Annotated in this window: 19 protein-coding genes; 6 read left to right on the top strand and 13 right to left on the bottom strand. The window is 26.5% G+C overall.

The window, feature by feature from the left end; translation table 11 throughout:
- A partial coding sequence (locus B2W91_RS11725) for a tetratricopeptide repeat protein (RefSeq protein ID WP_414633124.1) occupies positions 1-904 on the bottom strand: 904 nt, incomplete at its 3' end.
- Positions 905-1,075: 171 nt separating this feature from the next.
- Here B2W91_RS11725 and B2W91_RS11730 point away from each other — a divergent pair.
- The 3 genes from B2W91_RS11730 (at position 1,076) to B2W91_RS11740 (ending at position 3,577) form a co-directional block, all read left to right on the top strand.
- Complete coding sequence (locus B2W91_RS11730; protein ID WP_291581079.1) at positions 1,076-1,297, top strand: hypothetical protein; 222 nt, start codon at positions 1,076-1,078, stop codon at positions 1,295-1,297.
- A gap of 169 nt (positions 1,298-1,466) precedes the next feature.
- Positions 1,467-2,825: a Mur ligase family protein gene (locus tag B2W91_RS11735; protein WP_291581080.1), complete on the top strand. Its 1,359-nt coding sequence runs from the start codon at positions 1,467-1,469 to the stop codon at positions 2,823-2,825.
- A gap of 14 nt (positions 2,826-2,839) precedes the next feature.
- Positions 2,840-3,577, top strand: coding sequence for a type 1 glutamine amidotransferase (locus tag B2W91_RS11740; protein WP_291581082.1), 738 nt, complete (start codon positions 2,840-2,842; stop codon positions 3,575-3,577).
- A gap of 58 nt (positions 3,578-3,635) precedes the next feature.
- On the opposite strand, the gene B2W91_RS11745 is transcribed toward B2W91_RS11740, so the two are convergent.
- The 6 genes from B2W91_RS11745 to B2W91_RS11770 all read right to left on the bottom strand — a co-directional run bounded on the left by B2W91_RS11745 (position 3,636) and on the right by B2W91_RS11770 (position 9,814).
- Entirely contained in the window at positions 3,636-4,001 is a 366-nt protein-coding gene (locus B2W91_RS11745; protein WP_291581085.1) for a VOC family protein, read from the bottom strand.
- A 279-nt stretch (positions 4,002-4,280) separates the two neighbouring features.
- Positions 4,281-5,555, bottom strand: a complete 1,275-nt coding sequence (locus B2W91_RS11750; RefSeq protein ID WP_291581087.1) for a helix-turn-helix domain-containing protein — start codon at positions 5,553-5,555, stop codon at positions 4,281-4,283.
- 22 nt (positions 5,556-5,577) lie between these two features.
- Positions 5,578-6,879, bottom strand: a complete 1,302-nt coding sequence (locus B2W91_RS11755) for a helix-turn-helix domain-containing protein (RefSeq protein ID WP_291581090.1) — start codon at positions 6,877-6,879, stop codon at positions 5,578-5,580.
- A gap of 539 nt (positions 6,880-7,418) precedes the next feature.
- Complete coding sequence (locus tag B2W91_RS11760) at positions 7,419-7,589, bottom strand: YtxH domain-containing protein (protein ID WP_291581092.1); 171 nt, start codon at positions 7,587-7,589, stop codon at positions 7,419-7,421.
- Between the two features lie 169 nt (positions 7,590-7,758).
- Entirely contained in the window at positions 7,759-9,129 is a 1,371-nt protein-coding gene (locus tag B2W91_RS11765) for a HAMP domain-containing sensor histidine kinase (protein WP_291581095.1), read from the bottom strand.
- Positions 9,113-9,814 (bottom strand): response regulator transcription factor, encoded by a 702-nt coding sequence (locus B2W91_RS11770; RefSeq protein ID WP_291581098.1) that lies wholly within the window; start codon positions 9,812-9,814, stop codon positions 9,113-9,115. Before B2W91_RS11770 ends, B2W91_RS11765 begins: the two co-directional genes overlap by 17 nt.
- A gap of 160 nt (positions 9,815-9,974) precedes the next feature.
- Here B2W91_RS11770 and B2W91_RS11775 point away from each other — a divergent pair, with 160 nt between their 5' ends.
- The 3 genes from B2W91_RS11775 to B2W91_RS11785 all read left to right on the top strand — a co-directional run bounded on the left by B2W91_RS11775 (position 9,975) and on the right by B2W91_RS11785 (position 14,550).
- Positions 9,975-11,741 carry a sulfite exporter TauE/SafE family protein gene (locus B2W91_RS11775; RefSeq protein ID WP_291581101.1) on the top strand — a complete coding sequence of 589 codons (1,767 nt, stop codon included), beginning with the start codon at positions 9,975-9,977 and terminating at the stop codon, positions 11,739-11,741.
- An 859-nt stretch (positions 11,742-12,600) separates the two neighbouring features.
- Complete coding sequence (locus tag B2W91_RS11780) at positions 12,601-13,971, top strand: NADH:flavin oxidoreductase (RefSeq protein ID WP_291581132.1); 1,371 nt, start codon at positions 12,601-12,603, stop codon at positions 13,969-13,971.
- Between the two features lie 159 nt (positions 13,972-14,130).
- On the top strand, positions 14,131-14,550 hold the full coding sequence (locus tag B2W91_RS11785; RefSeq protein ID WP_291581134.1) for a MarR family winged helix-turn-helix transcriptional regulator: 420 nt from the start codon (positions 14,131-14,133) through the stop codon (positions 14,548-14,550).
- Positions 14,551-14,711: 161 nt separating this feature from the next.
- Here the strand turns inward: B2W91_RS11785 and B2W91_RS21065 are convergent, their stop codons facing one another.
- The 6 genes from B2W91_RS21065 to B2W91_RS11810 form a co-directional block, all read right to left on the bottom strand.
- Entirely contained in the window at positions 14,712-14,990 is a 279-nt protein-coding gene (locus B2W91_RS21065) for a group II intron maturase-specific domain-containing protein (RefSeq protein WP_414633125.1), read from the bottom strand.
- A 384-nt stretch (positions 14,991-15,374) separates the two neighbouring features.
- The gene (locus B2W91_RS11790) at positions 15,375-16,292 is read right to left on the bottom strand and encodes a ribonuclease H family protein (protein ID WP_291581136.1); all 918 of its coding nucleotides are present in this window, start codon (positions 16,290-16,292) and stop codon (positions 15,375-15,377) included.
- Between the two features lie 12 nt (positions 16,293-16,304).
- Positions 16,305-17,339 (bottom strand): YkvA family protein, encoded by a 1,035-nt coding sequence (locus B2W91_RS11795; RefSeq protein ID WP_291581139.1) that lies wholly within the window; start codon positions 17,337-17,339, stop codon positions 16,305-16,307.
- A gap of 181 nt (positions 17,340-17,520) precedes the next feature.
- A complete protein-coding gene (locus B2W91_RS11800) occupies positions 17,521-18,165 on the bottom strand; it encodes a rhomboid family intramembrane serine protease (RefSeq protein WP_291581141.1) in 645 nt (214 codons plus the stop codon).
- 23 nt (positions 18,166-18,188) lie between these two features.
- Entirely contained in the window at positions 18,189-19,247 is a 1,059-nt protein-coding gene (locus B2W91_RS11805) for an HD-GYP domain-containing protein (RefSeq protein ID WP_291581144.1), read from the bottom strand.
- Positions 19,248-19,359: 112 nt separating this feature from the next.
- Positions 19,360-19,761, bottom strand: coding sequence for a DUF6762 family protein (locus tag B2W91_RS11810; protein WP_291581148.1), 402 nt, complete (start codon positions 19,759-19,761; stop codon positions 19,360-19,362).
- Positions 19,762-20,447 lie beyond the last annotated feature (686 nt).

A 20,447-nucleotide genomic window follows, 5' to 3' on the forward strand; every position in this document is an offset into this window, starting at 1 on the left:
ATTTATCATACTCTTTATTATTATCAAGTATTGATATTTCTAACAACCTCGCAATTAAAAAATCTTTATTATCCTTTACTTCATTTATAATGTCATTAATAATTTCTTTTCCTTTATTTTTACTTTCTTCAATGCTATAAATTTTTGCAAGCCATAGTTTATAACATAAATCTTCTTTATTCTTTTCATTTAACTTTGTAATATCATTTAATAAAGTTTTATTTTCTTCATAACTCTCATAAATGGTATCATATATTTTAATTTCATTTTTATCTAAATCATAAGCAGCTTTTAATGTAGATAATCCCTCTTCAGTTTTATTCAAAATCATGTACATTCTAGATTTTTCTGCCAAATCATAAGCAGATCCCTCTGAAATTGGATAGTTATCTACGATATTTTTTGCCTTGTCATAATTATTATTTGACATATAAATTAAAAACATTGTTTTATTAATTTGCTTATTACTGCTATATTTCTTTAGAAGTTCTTCTCCATATTTCTCAATAGTTTCAAAATCTTTTTTTTCTATTTTTTCTTCAGCCAATTTATCCTTAATTATATTAAATTTATTATTTAATATAATACTTTGAGCGTCACCTGTCTTATCTTCTTTTTTAATTGCTTCCTCCATATATTTATTAGCATTTTCTATGTCTTTTTTTAGTAAATATACCTCACTTATTTTAGCATCCCATAATGGAGATTGATTTTCTCTTTTTCCTATTGATTTATACTTATCTATTGCCTCGTCATATTTACATGTGTAAAAATAGTTATTTGCTTCTATTTTATCTTCTTTCAAATCATTTATATTATTAAAAGCTACAATAGCAATAATAGCTAATATGACGCCAATAACTAATATAATAATGTTTCTTTTGCCATATAGTTTGTTATTCATAAATTTCCTCCTTGCCTGTGGAATCATATTAATTTTATCAAAACCTTATAAAAAAATCTACTTAATTTGAAGTATAACACATAGAAAGGAATGTATTATCATGTTATAATGTAGTTTAGTAATTTATTTTAAATTAAAATCTAAATTAAATATTTTGTGGAGGTTGGAGTTATGACAGAATCTAAGGAACAACTTCTAAAAGAACGGAGGCAAAAGACTCTAAAGAAAACTCGTATTAAAAATGCCATCATTCTAATAATTTTTATTTTAATGATAAGTTATTTGTTTTTTTGCGTTTTTACAATGACTAAAAATATAACTACAAGAATTATGAATAAAGAAGCTACTACATCTCTAATAAGTAATCCTAGTTTTAAAAAAGAATCATGCTAATATCACTATTAGCAATTTAAATAAATTAGGTGTTTTTCTGAATAGTTATAGACCTAAAATTTCTCATGAATTCATATATGTTAAAATAGAATAAAATATCTAAAATAAAAATAATTAGTCAAGAATAGAAAAAGAACGTATAACAGACTTTTAAATTTTAGCTAAAGGAGTGTTTAAAATTAAAATTAATTCTTTTTTCGGTATAATTACCTCTAAATTTATAATTAAAATTTCCAGACTACTTTTTAAAGGCGGTTCAAATTTTCCTGGCAAGGTAGCATTAAAATTTGATAAGCGTATCTTAAAAACTGTAGCTAAGGATTATAATGTTATTTTGATTACTGGCACCAATGGTAAAACTACTACTACTAGTATGATTTATAATATTTTAAAAGCTAATAATTTTGATGTTATTACCAATAACACTGGAGCAAATATGGTAACTGGAATTACTTCCTGTTTCATTTCTAATTATAAATTTAGAAAATGCAATAGAAATACATATGCAGTAATTGAAGTGGATGAGGCCTACTTACCTATAATTACTGAAGATATAAAACCTCGAATAATTACAGTTACAAATTTATTTAGAGATCAATTAGATAGATATGGAGAAATTCATACTACTTTTACAAAGATACTTAGTGGAATTGAAAAAACTCCTAATACCACTCTAGTTCTAAATGGTGATGAATCCCTGTTTGGAAAGTTAGATATTACTAACCCAAAAGCTTATTATGGATTTAATGTACCTATTCGAGAAAATGCTACCACAAATGTAAATTCAGATAATAAATTCTGTAAATGTTGTAAATCACAGTATAATTATGATTTTGTGACCTATAATCATTTAGGAAGTTATTATTGTGACAACTGTGGCTATAAAAGACCGGAGCTTAAATATGGAGTTAATAAAATACTAGAGTTAACACCAGATGGTTCTTCTGTTATATTTAATAATAAAGAATTTAATATAAATCAAGCTGGTGAGTACAATATTTACAATGGTCTTTGTGCTTATGCTACTTCTAAAGAACTAGGTATTAGTGATGAGGTTATAGCTTCTACTTTACAAAATCAGCAAAGCAGCTTTGGAAGACAAGAAACTATAAAAATTAATAATAAAGAAGTAAAAATCATACTTGTTAAAAATCCTGCTGGCTACGATCAAGCAGTTAATACCATAATGCTTGATAAGAAAAAAATAAATCTTGCTCTACTTTTAAATGATAGATATGCTGATGGACGAGATGTATCGTGGATTTGGGATGTTAATTTTGAAAAGCTTAATGAACTTGAAATTGATAAGATAATTGTTTCAGGTACACGACTTTATGACATGGCTATTAGACTTAAAGTTGCAGGATTTTCAAAAGATAAATTTTTATTATGTGAAGATGATGAAAGCCTAATGAATGGGTTAACATCATTAGAAGATAATACAACCTATATTTTAGCAACTTACACTGCTATGTTAAATATTAGAAAGCTACTTCATAGCAAAGGTTACATTGAAAAAATATGGTAAGGCAAGGTGATTTTATGGAATTGAATATATGTCATTTATACCCTGATTTATTAAATGTTTATGGAGATATGGGTAATGTACTTATTTTAAAACATAGAGCTGAAGAAAGAGGCATAAAAGTAAATATTATTAATATTACTATAAATGATAAATTTGATGGTGATAATTATGATATAGTTTTTTTTGGTGGAGGCCAAGATTACGAGCAATCTATAGTATCTAAGGATCTTATAGAAATAAAAAAAGATGATATAAAAAAATATATAGAAAATGGTAAAGCTTTCTTAAGTATTTGTGGAGGATATCAGCTTCTTGGAAAATACTATACTACTCCTAATGGTATTAAACTAGAAGGCTTAGGCATACTTGACATATATACAGAGGCAGGCGATACTAGATTCATAGGAAATACTGTAATATACAATGAAAAATTTAATGAAACTTATGTTGGCTTCGAAAACCATTCTGGAAAAACATACATTGGAGATTTAAATCCTCTAGGTATTATAAAATCTGGTTATGGAAATAATGGAGAAGACAAAAAAGAAGGTTGTATTTATAAAAATACTTTTTGTACATATTTTCATGGTAGTTTATTATCTAAGAACCCTGAGCTCGCAGATAGGCTATTGTCTATAGCTTTAAATTATAAATATCCTGATTGTGAGGTTGCTTTAAGTGACTTAGATGATAGTTTAGAATTAAAAGCAAAAGAATTTATTATAAATAGAGAAATAAAAAGCCGTGATTAAATATCACGACTTTTTTAAAATTATAGCTTTTAAGCTCCAGCTATTTTAGTTATAAATACTACAAGTATTGTACAAATTCTAATTTTTCTCCATTTGGACCTTTAAAAAATGCTATTAATTTATTATCACAAACTCGTGGGAATTCACTTATTATCTCTATATCTTTCTTTTTTAAACCTTCAATTGCAACTTCTAAATTTTCAACAGTAAATGCAATATGTTCAACTACTCCTAAATTAAAACTACTTTCTTCTTTTTTTCTTTTTACAAGTTCTATTACCCCATTCCCACTCTTTACAAAACAAAGATGAACATTTTCATCTTCATATTCATGATCTATTACACCATTTAAAACCTCTGAATAAAACTTTTTAGAAATATCCATATCTTTAACTACTACCCCTACATGATTCATAATTATCATAATAATCTCCCCTTTCTATTTAATATTATATATTACTTAATATAATTACTCTGAGCCTTCTTTATAGATAAACCAGTTCTAAAATTGATGAAAAAAACTAGTAATTGTATTACTAGCAAAAAAATTGGTTAAAGAAATTAATTTGATAGAAACTAATTTCCTCCTCAATTGCGAATTTTGAATTGTGCATTATTTCAAGTTGTGCATTAAAATACATAAAGATGTATTTACATATTCTAAATTTAAAAACTCTTTATATATAAAAATGTAGCCTTTTGGCTACATTTTCTTTTCTAATTGCATTGCTAAGTTAAAAAACTTAATTGATTCTGCTATTTCTCCTAGTTTATGATACATTTCTCCCATCTCTAAATATCTTTTATATATTTTAGACTTTGATCCATATCTAACTAGAGCATCTAAAGATAGATTCATATACGTCTCTGATGAAGAATAATTATTTTGCATTTGAAGTATGATAGCCTTATAATAATAAGCGCTTTCAATAAACTTTGTGCTATCTAAGTTAATAGCATAATTTAAAACTTCATCTGTTACCTTTTGTGCTAGATTTAAAATTTCATTTTCTATTAAAGTTTGCACTACAATAATTAGGAAAGAGCATAATTGCTCTGTATTTTCCTTTGGATACTGCTCTATAGCTTGATTAATATACTCCTCTGCAGTGCCTCTTTTATTATTTTTAAACATAGTTAGAGCAAAATTGTGAAAGCACATAGCTTTTCTTCTAACATCGCTTTTATAATAATAAAGAGTTTTTTCTTCATAATCTTTAAATTTTTCATAATCATTAGTGTGAAGAGCAAGAATAGAAAACATGTGATAAATATCTCCTTTTAATATGTCCGTTTCACTGTAATCAACTATTTCTACTAATTCATCACATCTTTCTTTTGCAGCATCAAAATCTTCCATAGTTACAAGTGCTGCGCATTCATTATAAGTAGCTCTTATCAGCTGTGATTTATCTTCTACTTTTAACTCTTTTAATCTTTTTCTTACACTACTATAATAGCTTATGGCTTGAGAATATTCTCCATTAGATGAAAGGTATACAGCAATATCCATATAATATTTTAACTGAAACAATTCATCATTTGATTTCTGACATAAATCATAATATCTTGGTATTATGATTCTTAAATCCTCAAAATTATTTTTCGATAGGTGATATGAAAATAACAAATGTAATATTTCACATGCTAAATCATAATAACAATATGTTTCGGCATATTCAAGATTATATAATACATCCTCTATATAATTATTATTATATGAGTTATTTTCTTTATAAGTTTTAAATACTTTTATATTCTCTAAAATTTGATCTCTTACATCATGCATTAAATACTTTAAATCTAAACCCAATTTTTCACTTATATACTCTAAAATCCATGGTTCTGCAGTTACTTTATTATTTTCAATACAACTCATTTTAGATACAGAAATTTTTTCCTCACAAATATCCCTCAAAGTTAGACCTTTATATATTCTGGCTCTTTTTATTTTTTCGCCTGTTGACAATATCTCCACTTTTATCCCCCACTTAACATTACTACTTGTCTAAAATCTTTAATTCCCTTAATACCTTTATTCCCTCATTTAAATATTTAGCTGCTTCATTATCCCTACCATTATCAATGTAGAATTTACCCAACATTATAGATATTTCCGCGCTTTCCTTAAGGAAGTTTACTTTTTTAACATAATTAAGTGTTTGCATTAATGTATTCTCTGCTTCTTCTAGTTTTCCCTCTAATAACTCAACTCGATATTTAAGTAGATAGTAATCACAAAGTGATTTTTCTTCCCCTTTTTCTATGTGCTGTAATATTTCATTTAACGTTTCTTTAGCTTTTATTTCGTCTTTTAACTTAATATAGTTCTCACATATATTACATAAGGTTTCAATGATTTTAGAATCATTTGTCTTTTCTCTAATTTCTTTCGCTTTATAAAGATGTATAAAAGATTGTTCAACATTTTCAAAATCCGAAAATAACTTCCCTAAATCATTTTCGATTTCAGATACATAAAAACTATTATTCATCTCTTTATATATTTTTAATGTTTTTTGTGAATAATTTATAGCATTGTTTATATCACCTTTTTCGCAATACTCTTTCGCTAATGCTAATAAACTTTCTGCATAAATTTTCTTGTTATCAATATTTCTAAATTTTTCTTGAGCCATAAAAGAATATTCTATAGATTTATCTATAATTCCTAATTTAAAATAAGTGCATCCTATGTAATAATAGATTTGCCCAATTAAGAAATCATCACCTAAATTACTATCTTCAAAAACTTTTTCTGCTTGTTGAAAATAGCTATAAGCAGAATGATATGCTTTAAGTTTTAAGGTAATTTTCCCTAACAATAAAAAAGTATTGATAACTTCTTCATTTGAATTATTTTTGATAAATATACTATTTGCTGACAAAAAATTTTGCTGAGCATTTCCATATTCTTTTTTCCTGCTATAGATTAAGCCTTTTAAATAAAGATCCTTTGCTTTCCTCATATCTAAATTGTATTTTTCTGCATAATGTAAAGAATTTTCTATGTTTTTTTCTGCCTCTTCTAATTCGTCATTTAATATCTTAGCTTCTGCAATATTTTCATGATAAAGACAAATTTTTTCCGCTTGAGTCTCCTCAGTTTCCATTAAGTATTCTACTGTAATATTTAATGCAAAGGCTAAATACTCTAATAAATCCATACTTGGGTTAGATTTTCCAGACTCAACTAAACTAATTTGTCCCGCGGTTATTCTATCACCAGCTAGATTTTTTAAAGTTAAACTTAACTCTTTTCTTCTTAGTTTTATCTTTTCACCTAAAGATAGTATTTTCATAATCACGCATCCTTTACAAGTAATTTATTATTAGCTACTATAGTTATACTAGATAAAAAATGAAATTTTATAAATTTTCTTATTTTATTATAACATAAATTTTAATAAAATCACAAAAATTATAGTATTTTTAAAGTAGAATAACAATTATATATAAATTTTCGTAAATTTTGGATTTTTATTTAATAAATTGCATTAATTTTATTTTAATTCTATTATATACAAAAATAGCAATTTAAATTAATATATAGGTGCTTTTTAACTGCATTTGATTTAGATGATATTATTAAAGATTAAATTGTCAATTTTACTATATTTCTACAATAAAAAAAGTTGGATAAAAATCCAACTTTTTCACTATAAAAATACACTAAATATCTTTAAAGTAACTAGTCAATATGTTGAGTTATTTTGCATCATCCTAGATTCATTAATATCACTAGTATCAGTGATATTAATATGCTATTTGACACAAAATATTCTCAACATCTTTGACTAGACACTTTATTACTTGCTTTAGATGTCTTATATTTACATTTCTAATGCATCATAGACATCATATTTTCATATACATCTCCAGCCATATGTTGCAGCCTTTTACTGGATTTTTTAATTCTTTTTCTAGTTTTTTTATCCATCATTGGCATCATCATTTGCATAGTAGCACCAGCAACAGCACCAACAAGAAGTATTTTACCCATAGTTTTCATTATAAATGCACATCCTTTCTTTAATTATATAATAATATGGTGCGCAATTTTTATAAATTAATTCTACTATAGACAACTTATTTTAATTAAACAAAATTTTTAATTTATACTATACATGTTATAAAGAGTTTATATTCATAAAATTAAATTTTAAATAGTTAAATAGTTTCTATATACTTTTAAAATTAATCATCACTGTAGTACCTATATTTTCTTTACTCTTAACCTCTATATCTGCAGAATGTAAATTTAATATACTTTTTGTGATAGTAAGACCTATTCCACTTCCTTCTGTCTCTTCTCTGCTTTTATCACCTCTATAAAATCTCTCAAAAATAAAAGGCAAATCCTCTTCTTGTATACCTATACCATTATCAGTTATTTCTACTATAATATCTTCTTTATTTTTTCTTAGAATTATCTTTACCTTCCCTTTTTCCTTGGAAAATTTTATTGCATTAGATAAAATATTTATAAATACTTGTCTTAAGCCATCCTCATCGCCTAATATACAGTCCTCTTCTTCTATAAAACTTTCAGAACTTAAAGTTACATTTTTCTCCTTACTATATAATTTGAATTCTTCATATATGGTATATATTAATTTTTTTAAAGATATTACTTTAAAATTAAGTTTTTTACTATCTTCTTCAAAACTTTTTAATACTTTTAAATTGTTAAGTAGACCTGCAAATCTTATAACCTCATCATTTAAACTTTCTAATCTTTTACTACTTATTGGAAAAACACCATCAATCATTGCTTCTAAATTGTTTTGAAGTACATTTAGAGGTGTTCTAAGTTCATGAGAAATATCTGAAATTAATCGTTTTCTAAGTACATCTTGATACTTTAGTTTTTCTCCTAATCTATTTATACTATTCTTTAATTCTCCTAACTCCTTTATGTCCGTATCTATAAGACATCGTGCATCTAAATTTCCATTAGATAGTTTTACGGAAATGTCTGCTACTCTCTTTATAGGGTCAGTAAAATCTTTAGATATAAATTTACTTAAAATTATTGATAGTATTATTGCAATTACTGCACTGGCAATAATACTTTTATTTATGTCTACTTGAAATTTAATATCCTCTTGCGACATTAAAATAGCAGAATAATGACCTACATCTATATATCCTATTATTTTATCATTGTCTTTTAATTCATGCCTTTCAGATATATAATTCCCATTTTGAACATGAGACAACATAGCTTCTCTATAATCTTCATTTTTTAAGTCTTTAGGGTTCATTCCCCAAATAATATTTTTATTTTTATCATAAAGTGTTAGGCAAAAATTGCTCATGTAAGCTTCATGCATAATTTCTATACCTGAATCAGGTTTCCAAGTGTTTTCCTCCTTATAAACCTTCTGCAAATAGTCTACAATTCTTTCGTTTCTTTTACTTTGATTATTTTTTAGATATTCTTTAAAATTATTATTAACAGTTAAATTTACAAATAAAAGTACTAAAATCATAATAATTATAGAAACACCAATAAATATATTTTTTATTTTATTATTTATTGTTATCATTTTTCTTCTCCTTACCAAACTTATATCCTACTTTAACTACTGTTATTATATATTTTGGTTTTTTCGTGCTTTCTTCTATTTTTTTTCTTAGGTTTTTAATATGGGTATCTACATTTCTATCGAATCCATCAAAATCAAAGCCAAAAACTTCTTCCACTAACCTTTCCCTAGTTAACACCTTTCCTTCATTTTTAGCTAAGGTATATAATATTTCAAATTCATAAGGTGTTAAATAAACCTCTTTGTCTTTTACTTTAACTAAGCGTTTTTCATAATCAATTGCTAAGTTTCCATTATCAAAAACCATCTCAGTATATGCTTCTTTGTTTAATCTTCTAAATAATGCATTTACTCTAGCAACTAATTCTCTAGGACTAAATGGTTTAACCAAATATTCATCTGCACCTAGATTTAACCCTTGAATTTTATCATTAAGTCCACCTTTTGCAGTAAGCATAAATATATGTACATCAGAGTTTTTTCTAATAATTTTACATATATCCTCTCCACTAATATCTGGCAACATCAAATCTAAAATAATTAATTGAAACTGATTTCTATTAAATAGCTTTAAGCCTTCTTCTCCTTTTGCCGTAACCTTAACATTATATCCTGAAGCTTTTAAATATGCTTCTATTACCTCTGAAACTGATTTTTCATCTTCTATTATTAAAATGTTTTTCATATTATACCTCTCAAAAGTTTAATTTACTTTAATATTTGCTCTATATAAAAAATTATAATAAAAAATTCTGTAAAAGTTATGTAGAAATTTTAAATCTACACAATTTCTACATAGATTTTTTATATACTTTATAACACTTGAATAATAAGGAGGTTTAAATATGAGTTTAAATAAAGAGTATATAAAGGTCAAGGGCATGACCTGTACTTCTTGTGAAAAAAGAATAGAAGAAAACATAAAAAAATTACCCGGTATAATTAATGTAAAGTGCAGCTATAAAACTGAAACTGTAATTATAGAATATAATTTAGAACTTTACAATAAAGAAATTATTATTAATACCATTGAATCTTTAGGTTATGTGGTTTTGGCAAAATCTTACAAGGGCTTTTCAAAATATATCGGTGTAGGAATAATTATTCTAGCAATTATTTTATTAGGAAAGTTTACTACAGGTTTCAATATGGATAAAGCTTTGATTAATGCATCCTATTTCATGCTCTTTATAATAGGTGCTATTACCTCCTTACATTGTGTTGGAATGTGTGGTGGTATTATGATGTCTCAAACCTTGTCATCTCCCACCAAAAATAAAAGTGAAGCTATAAAGCCTGCTTTATTATATAACATAGGCCGAATAATATCTTATACCATGCTTGGTGGTATTGTTGGCGCTGTTGGCTCTATATTCTCGGTGACCCCTAAAATTACTGCAATAATTCAAATCATTGCTAGTTTATATATGATTTTAATGGGCTTAAATATGATAGGATTTAACATTTTAAGAAGTATTAGTATAAAGCTTCCTTTTTCAAATTGTACTAAAATTAAAAGGAATAAATCTCCTATTTTAATAGGATTATTAAATGGATTTATGCCCTGCGGTCCTCTTCAGACAATGCAACTTTATGCACTTAGCACTGGTAGCGCTATTTTAGGTGCTAAATCTATGTTTTTCTTTGCACTAGGAACTGTGCCACTCATGCTTATATTTGGTGCTTTATCTACTTTATTTATTAAAGGTAAAAATGCTATAAACTTGATGAAATTCAGCGGAATACTCATAATAGTTCTTGGATTAATAATGGCAAACAGAGGATTTACGGTTATTGGATTAAATATATCAGATTCTTTTTCCACCATGGAGAATACAGATTTAACTATAGAAGATAACCAGCTTCCTAAAATAGAAAATGGAGTTCAAATAATTAAAACTACTGCAGATATTTTTGGATATTCTCCTAGAACAATATATGTGGAGAAAAATAAGCCAATAAAATGGGTTATAGAAGGTAAAACTTTGACCTCCTGTAACAATGAGATAATTATACCTTCTTTAGGTCAAAGAATAAAATTAAAAGAAGGAGAAAATATAATCAATCTCGATAATACTGATGAAACTATTAAATATAGCTGCTGGATGGGAATGCTTTCTGGCACTATTAAAGTTGTCGATAATTTAAATAACATAAGTCCCTCTGAAAAAGAATCAAATGATAAAAGTTTCACACCATCTTGCTGCTCTACATCAAACATAGGTAACTTCAATGGAAATGAAACTATAAACTCTAACTTAATAAGAAAAGCTGAGAAAAGAAATAATATTCAAAGTATAAATATATCCGCTTTAGATGATAGTTTATCTCCTTATATAATGGTAATAGAAAAAGATATTCCTTTAGAGTTGACCTTTAATATGGATAATTTTAAAAATAATAATTCATCTATTGATTTCATTAAATCTGCAAATTCAACTAATCTTTTAACTTTAGACTATACTAAAAATAATAAAGCTACCTTAGTTTCAGAAGATTTAGGAGAAATATTAATAAAAAACAACTCTGAAATATTAGGAATTATAATTGTAGTGGATAACTTAGAAAATATTGATTTAAATAAAATTTTGTCTCAATATTTGCTAGAATAAAATAGTATAATATTTCCACTGTTAAATAGTCCATAAATAATTTTCATAAAATAATTGAAATTTCAAAATTTCATTAAAATAAGGCATATGAAATAAAATAGCTAGTTAAAGATGTGAAATATATTTTGCATCATACAAGGAGAAAGGTTTTCATAATAGTCTAGCTATCATGGAGTTCTGACGACACAGTATGATACAAAATAGATGAGCATACTGACTAGTTATTTTTTTGAAGATTCCTAAACTATAAAAGCACAGTAGAAATTTATTATCGAGTAGGAGTAGATAATTATTTTACCTACCGACCTCTCACACCACCGTGCGTACCAATCTGGTACACGGCGGTTCTTTAAGTTGAATGAATTTTAACATATTGGCCTGTTAATATTTTTAAGCCTAACTCTGAAAAAAATTGATTTGTAAGTGTTTTGTTTTAAGATAACACTATTGACTATTTGCCAATATCTTTTACGGGGATTGGCTCTTTTTTAATATGTAATTTATTTATATTAGATTAGCACATCAGTTACTTAAATATAAATGATTATAATGAATTGTTTACATTTATTTGAAATAACTTATCAAATGTTCCTTGACAAATACTTTATTTACCATTACTATGTTAAGTATATCAAATGATACGAAAGTAATATTATTTACTCTAGAACCTTTATTTTTTATCAAATACTACGATTTTCGTACTATCCTATTTTCTGATTACTTTATGTTTGTAAATAAGGAGGATTCAAAATGGTAAGTGAAATTTAATCCAGAACTTTTATTTTTTTATCAAACACTACGACTTTCGTATTATATGATTTTCGAATTATATTATATTTGTAAATGAGGGGGAATCAAAATGACAAGTGAAAAAGTATTATTGAAACCAATTAAAATAGGTGATGTTAAAATTAATAATAGAGTGGCTATGGCTCCTATGAATATGAATTTTACAGGACCTAATCACTATCCTAGTAAACAGCAAGAAGCTTACTATGTTGCAAGGTCCATAGGTGGAACAGGTCTTATAATTATAGAAGCTATGCTCGCTAGTGAACATCCAACTGCTAATACCTATCGTAAATATAATAATTTATCTATTACAGATGAGCGATATGTACCTCAATTAGCTAATATGGTTGAAAGAATAAAGGTTGATGGAGCAGTGGTTTTTGCTCAACTTTCTATAGGACCTGGTAGACAAGGAACTTCCGACCTAGGTGCTACTACTCCAGTATCTGCTTCTCCTATACCATTTGAAGTAAGACCAGATAAATTAATAAATGGACTTGGTAGTCCTGAAAATATTAAACCACTTAAAGCTTTTGTTAGAACATTAGGATATCAAGGTGAATTAAGTGACGATATTGAAGTAACAATAGAACAAGCTAAAAAAATTCCTGGTTCTCACTTAATCTCTGAAACTCCTAGAGAATTAACTAAAAAAGAAATAAAAAAATTGGTAGAAGACTATGGATATTCTGCTAAATGCACTAAACTAGCTGGATTTGATGGTATAGAAATTCATGCTCCTCATGGATATTTACTTCACTCTTTTATTTCACCACATACTAATAAAAGAAATGATGAGTATGGTGGTAGTCTTGAAAATAGATTAAGAATAATAAAAGAAAGTATAGATTCAATGCGTAAGTATGTAGGTCCTGATTATCCAATAGGAGTTAGAATTAGCGCTTCCGAAGAAGTTGAAGATGGAATGACACCTGAATATGTTAATAAAGTTGCTAAAAAACTTGAAGAATATGGAGCTGATTTTATACATTTATCAGATGGTTCTTATGAATGCATGAGTGATTTTTTACCTAATAATGATGGTCAAGTCGTTGAAAAAGCAAGAATTATAAATAAAGATTTAAATATTCCTCTTATATGTCCATCTGTACACGATCCTAAATTGGCTGAAAAAGTTATAAGAGAAAATATAGCTGATATGATTTCACAAGGAAGACAACAGATTGCAGATCCTGATTGGGTTAATAAATATAAAGAAGATCGAATGGATGAAATTATCAAATGTACACGTTGCAACGAAGGATGTATTAAAAGATTTATGATGGGATTACCTGCAAGATGTATAGTTAATCCTATAACTGGATATGAAGAACATATTGAAAGATATTCTAAAAGAAGCATTGATTCTATAAATAATAATAGACAATGGAAAGTTTTAAATGAAATAGGCAAAGAACCGAGTTCATATATGGAATAAATAATAATTTAAAAACCAATAAATTTATTTCTTTATATTATATTTAAAAAATATTATAATAAAAGAATAAATATCATATTACTTGACAGTGATATATTCAAATGTTACTGTACTATGTAAATACGATATTACGAAAGTAGTTTTATTGGTGGTGAAACAGTGAATATAAGTGATAGGTTGTATATGAATATGAAACGTTTAGTTATTAAAATTGATAAAGATATAAGACATCAATTTATTAATACAGAACTTAATGATTTATCATTGGCAGAAATATCAATAATTGATGCCATAGGATTAAATGGTGAAAAAACAATAACTGAAATAGCAGATTTTTTAGAAGTGGCATTAAGTACTCCTACAAAAGCTATGGATAGACTAGTTAAAAAAGGTTATATTGTTAGAGAAACAGATCCAAATGATAGAAGATTAGTTGTGGCAAAATTAACCAAACAAGGAGAAATTGCTTCTAAACAACTTACAAAAAATCGCCACGAACTTCTATCTTCTTATCTTAAAAATATATCTAAAGAACAAGTTGAAAAATTAGATGAAATATTAGATGAAATAATTCTTTAGATATTTAGATTAAAGCTCAGTGTGTTAAAGTTTATCTTTTATTACACTCATTAAGCAGAAGGTAGATAATTATTTTACCTACCGACCTCTCGCACCAACGTGCGTATGGTTTTGGTACATGGCGGTTCTTTAAATTAAATAAATTTTAATATATTGACGTGTTAGTTTTTTAAGCCTAATTCTGAGAAGAATTGATTTGTAAGCGCTTTGTTTAAGATAGTACTATTGTCTATTTGCCAGTACCCTTTACGGGTATTGGCTCTTTTTATTCCTTGATAGTGATTTAGCCCCAATCTCTTAAGATTTCTATATCTTATTCTAACCTTCTTCCATTGTTTCCATATACACATCCTTAGACTTTGTCTTATCCACACATCTATTTTCCATATTAATCCTTTGCATTTTGCAGCACCATAGTAATTAATCCAACCAATGTTTATTTAGCTGAGCTTAGTTATCCTCTGTTCCAAAGTCTTTCCACTGCACTTTTGTTTGTGTTAACTTTAAGGTTGAGTTTATTCTGTATAAATAAACTTATACTCCCCATAGCCACCCTGCCAACTTTTTCACTTTTAACATATATATTACACTCATCACAACTACAATATACAGTTCGTATTCATCAGACCGAGACTGCTTCCTTTAGATTCTGCCTGACGTAGACACCTTTGTTATTAGTTAGTGATTCCCACTACTAATTCTACAGCGAACTTCCACCATAAAGTTATTATCCATACTAGGTACACATAAACTAAAAGATAATCCTCCTCTAGAGGTTGTCTTTTATAATTATTAACTATATATACTGCAATGATTTTTAAATTTTAATTTATTTCTTTAATAAAATTAAATATTAAGTCATTCTTAATATTCTGGTCCAAATCTTTTATGTAAGATAATAGCTCATTATCACATTTTAAAAGCTTAATCTCTCTAAGAATTTCCTCTAGGCTTTTCTTCTCTCTTAATATAAGATTTTCCCCTAAACATATTACTTTATCGTAATTTTTTTCTTTTATTATAGAAAGTAGCTTTTCTTTAACAATATCATCTTTAGCTTTCACTGTATTTGCTGATAGATATTTATCAACAGCATCTGTTAAAGGTACTCTTATTGCTGCCTTAGCATAACTATCTGTTATTTCATTATATATATCTCCACTATGACTATCTGTCTTAACAAAAATAATTTCCATATTATCTTTATTTATATAACTATTAATTTTATCATAATACTCTTTTGAGGAGCTATCTTTTCTCTCCCAGGTTCCTATAGCATGATGATATATCCCCTCATAGTCATGAAATATTACTAATTTTCTTTCTCCTATTGATTTTGCATATTCTACTGCCTTTATAGCTCCCATTAATTCTCCTGCTATTTGTCTTAACTGCTTTTGTGAATTATCCTCTGCTTCACCATTTTCCATATATTCTATTACATCATTTCTTACTGCAACCATGCCATAGGAAAACTTCTCACTTTGAAGATTGTAACTTCCATCTACATATACATGAATACAATCCATAGGATAGCTATCAATACCCTTTTTCAATAACTTTTTTTCTTCACTTAAATATTCTTTTGCCTCATTAAGACTTTCAAAGCTTTTATACTGAGCTCCTTTTACTCCTTTAACCAATGCTAAACATTCTGCCCAAGTATTAACCATAATATTTCTTATTTCTCTATTATCCTTAAAATCAAAACCATATTTGATTGCATATATTTTTTTAGCCATAGTTTCTCTCCTTTATTTAGAAAAAAAATTAATTCCTTTTTTTACTGATAGGGATAATATATCAATTATATTTTTAATATTTTTTGTTCCAAATCTATCTGCAAATAAAGCTATTCCCTCTTTAATTATTAATATTATATCTTCATTTCCCTCATAGTTATCAATGATAATTTCTGTAGGTATATCACATAATAGTTTTTGAAATACAAAGAATACTACTGCTAGATCATCAATTTTACCTATAAGTGGAATAGAATCTGGTATTACATCTATAGGAAATAATAAATAACCTAAAGCCACTCCTAAATATCTTTTAGTTTCCTTTGTAACCCGTTCATCTTTAAAAACTCTGACAAGTAATGCTATTATATCTGGCAGTAATAATACATATTGGGAATAATCTCTATATTTATGAGGTACAGTATTTACCATAGAGTTTCTTACCTCAGAATAACTGCTGCAATTTTTCTCATTAGCTTCTATTGAAATTATACTATTTGCATTTAATTGTGAAGGATCAGCTTCTTCAGCTTCAATTGTTTCTAGCTTTTCTTCTCCTAGTATATCAATTTTTTCTTCTGAATTCTTTTGTAAATCCACATTTAGATCATAAAATTTTACCTCAAGTCCAAATGGAATAACGGTCACTTCTCTTAATTTAAAATTAACTATAGGAATAATTGTACAAAGCTCATAAAAATTGATACATAGTTTATTACTATCCACTGTTATCCCTACATCTTTAAATTTTTTTAAAGATGTCTTTAAAATAAAGTTTTTTACTCTATTAAACATTTTTATTTTCTTAATGTTTATTGATTGAAGCACAATATAAAGCCTGTTATCCTCTACTTTTTCAATGGATACTTTCGCATCAAAAGGTATATTGATACCATAATTATAACTTCCTTGAATACATAAATAATCCTCTATCAATAATTTATTTATTTTTAATTGTGGCAAATTTACATAATTTTTTAGTACATCATTTATAATACTTAATAAATCTTTTTCTGTTAAAATCACTTTTAATTCTGATATATTCAATTATATCCCCCCATTATATATATATAAACACCCTAACTATCGATGTATCACTTTTAAATTTAATCTTTGCATTCTTTCTCTAAAATAAGTATACATTAAAAGTCAATTTTTGCAATTAACTTCTTACCTAAAAAAGCTATCTAATATTACTTAGACAGCTCTTTATTATTAACTTTTAAGACTATTTTTCCTTAAAGCGAGGATACCTAAGTATAATATAGGTAATTATAACTCCCACTATCAATCCTGAAATATGAGCTACATTATCTATATTAGGTATTAAAAATCCAATAACTATATTAATTATAACTACTTCTGTTACACTTTTAAGTAACGCTTTTCCAATAACCTTTCTGTTAAGAAAAGCAATTACTAATAGTGCACCTAATAAACCAAAAATAGCTCCTGATGCACCTACAGAAATAGATACTCTGTAAATAGATTTGGTAGACAAATAGCTTCCATAAGAGGCTAGTATAGCAGATACAATGTATATGATTAAAAGTTTTCCTTTACTTAATACTTTCTCCAGTATAGTACCTAAAGAATTAAGTGCATACATGTTTAAGGCTAAATGTATTATTGAACTATGTAAAAATGCACATGTAAACAATCTGTAATATTGTCCTTCTTCTACCAAAATATTAACCATCGCACCTAGCATAACTAATGCTCTATTGTCTATTTCTATTATGCTTCCTTTATAATAATAAAATGATACAAATCCAACAATTAAATATACTAATACATTAATAGTGATGAGCATATAAGTTAAAGTTGGCCCTGTCTTAATTATATTAATTAAATTCTTTTCTTTTGAATTCAAATTTATCACTCCAAAAATTTTAATTATACTAATGATTTAATAATTAAATTTCTATGTTCTAATAAATTAATTTCATAAAATCTTATAGGTAATTTTGATTCATGATCATAAAGTACCCTAATAATCGGTCTATCCGGAAAATTTTCATTTTGCCTTATAACATATCCTTCTATATCATTAGAAAGCTTTACACAACAACCTAGGGGATAAACAGAAAATACTCTTCTAAATAAACTTACAATCTCTTTATCAAAGTTAGTTCCTGATCCAGCCAGTATAAGTTCATAGGCTTCATTAGGTAAAAATTTCTTTCTATAACTTCTATTATTACTTACTGCATCATATACATCGCAAACACATACTATTTTAGCATAGCTTGATATTTGTTTATCTTTAAGTCCATAAGGATAGCCTTTCCCATCTATTTTTTCATGATGTTGTTCTATAGCTTTAATAGAAGACCTAGAAATATTAAAATTTTTCATTAAAATTTCTTTACCATATATAGGGTGCCTTTTCATCTCTTCAAATTCTTCAAAACTCAATGGTCCATTTTTATCAATTATTGAAGGAGAAATTTTCACTTTACCAATATCATGCAAAATTCCACCAACAGCAAGATCATTCAGTTCTTGTTTCTTAAGACCTAATGCTATTCCCATAAAGGTTGCCATTACCCCTGTATCTACACTATGAAGTAAAGTGTAGTTATTGTGAGTTTTTATATCAAGTAAACTTTTATTTACATCACCTAATTCTAAAATATATTCAATTAATTCATTTACCCTTGCTAAACAATCCTTAGTATTACTTTTGCTTATTACTCCCACATTTTTAATTACCTCACTTAGACAGCTCATAGTATCTTGTTTTAACATATTAAGCTTAGGATCATCTGCTTCTACATCTCCTAATCTATCATCTTCTATATATATATAATAAGCACCTAATTGAGTTAATTTATTTATATATTGGGATGTCAATTTAACTCCTGCTCTTAGTAAGATCCTACCATCATTATCAAAAACTGTTTTGCCTAGAACTTCATTTTCTTTTACATTTCCAATAAAATCTAAACGCATGTTTCCCCCTATTTGTTTAAAATTTGCTAAAAAATATTTATTTTTGATTATACTACCATTATCGTAGTTTTTTTATACAAATTTACAAGTAATTGATAATTGGTACTAAATTTTAATTTAAATACTCGCTTTTTTTATCTTCGATATCTTCTAAAACTCTTTCCATTTTTTCTTTTATTAAATTACAAGCTTTATTTAGCTTTTCTTTAATAACAGTATGTTCATCATCGTATTGAAATTTTATTATCCATGTAGGATTATACTCATCATCATATGGTTCAATCTGAAAACCTTCCCTTTCAAAAGATTCCTCATCAAATAAATCATATATAGCAGTATATTGCCACTCTTCTACATCTTCTTTCGTATCAAAATACAAATTGATTAAATCTCCATCATAAAATAATTTTGTAACATACTCTCCTCCATCACTTACCTCATAACTTCCTAGTTCTTTTATTAAATAATTGGTATCTTTTTCTCTTTCCATAAGTACTAATGATGAAAAATTCATATTTATCTTCCTTTCTTATTATACATATTTATCTTATTTTTTTAATATTATATTATTATAGTTAACTAACGAGAGGTGATTATCATAGGTTATAATTACAAAGGAAAGATTAATTCAAAATCTAAATTTAGTATAAAAAATAGGATAACCTTATATTTTATTTTAATTCTATCCATAATAATATTCTTTCCTTTAGCAAAATATAAATATACTCAATATAGATGCAAAGATATAAATTATGCTATAAAAAAATATAGCACTGGTGGAGTTTTTAATAAATATAAACTAAATAAATTAGAAAGCTTTCAAATTAACTATTCTGATTCTAATGTGGCAATTGTCCACTTAGTAGGTTCTATAGATAAGGCTCCACATAAAACTATTAATTGTACTCTTATACTTAAAAGAAATAAAAAAGGAATGTGGAAAGTAGCGGAGTACTATCCACATTCTTATTTTTTATTGTTATTTACACAATCACTACATATGCCTTTATTTATATTAATACAACTATCAATTAAAGTAACTCCTGTTTTGAGCTTTATATATTCCTTCACTTGAGGCATAGGGCAGTCAATTTCAATTATTTTATGACATATATCACATTCTATGTTATGTTTATGTCCTTTATCTTTAAATCTATAGCTATACTTATCATCATCAATATAGCTATAGATTTAAAGATA

Origin of the sequence: Clostridium sp. UBA6640, assembly GCF_002455975.1 — a bacterium.
GTDB lineage: Bacteria > Bacillota > Clostridia > Clostridiales > Clostridiaceae > Clostridium_J.

Excerpts from the sequence above, each read along its gene's own strand:
- B2W91_RS11730 (WP_291581079.1), top strand. The coding sequence starts at position 1,076 with ATGACAGAATCTAAGGAACAACTTCTAAAAGAACGGAGGCAAAAGACT.
- B2W91_RS11740 (WP_291581082.1), top strand. The coding sequence starts at position 2,840 with ATGGAATTGAATATATGTCATTTATACCCTGATTTATTAAATGTTTAT.
- B2W91_RS11745 (WP_291581085.1), bottom strand. The coding sequence starts at position 4,001 with ATGATAATTATGAATCATGTAGGGGTAGTAGTTAAAGATATGGATATT.
- B2W91_RS11755 (WP_291581090.1), bottom strand. The coding sequence starts at position 6,879 with ATGAAAATACTATCTTTAGGTGAAAAGATAAAACTAAGAAGAAAAGAG.
- B2W91_RS11760 (WP_291581092.1), bottom strand. The coding sequence starts at position 7,589 with ATGAAAACTATGGGTAAAATACTTCTTGTTGGTGCTGTTGCTGGTGCT.
- B2W91_RS11765 (WP_291581095.1), bottom strand. The coding sequence starts at position 9,129 with ATGATAACAATAAATAATAAAATAAAAAATATATTTATTGGTGTTTCT.
- B2W91_RS11770 (WP_291581098.1), bottom strand. The coding sequence starts at position 9,814 with ATGAAAAACATTTTAATAATAGAAGATGAAAAATCAGTTTCAGAGGTA.
- B2W91_RS11775 (WP_291581101.1), top strand. The coding sequence starts at position 9,975 with ATGAGTTTAAATAAAGAGTATATAAAGGTCAAGGGCATGACCTGTACT.
- B2W91_RS11780 (WP_291581132.1), top strand. The coding sequence starts at position 12,601 with ATGACAAGTGAAAAAGTATTATTGAAACCAATTAAAATAGGTGATGTT.
- B2W91_RS11790 (WP_291581136.1), bottom strand. The coding sequence starts at position 16,292 with ATGGCTAAAAAAATATATGCAATCAAATATGGTTTTGATTTTAAGGAT.
- B2W91_RS11805 (WP_291581144.1), bottom strand. The coding sequence starts at position 19,247 with ATGCGTTTAGATTTTATTGGAAATGTAAAAGAAAATGAAGTTCTAGGC.
- B2W91_RS11810 (WP_291581148.1), bottom strand. The coding sequence starts at position 19,761 with ATGAATTTTTCATCATTAGTACTTATGGAAAGAGAAAAAGATACCAAT.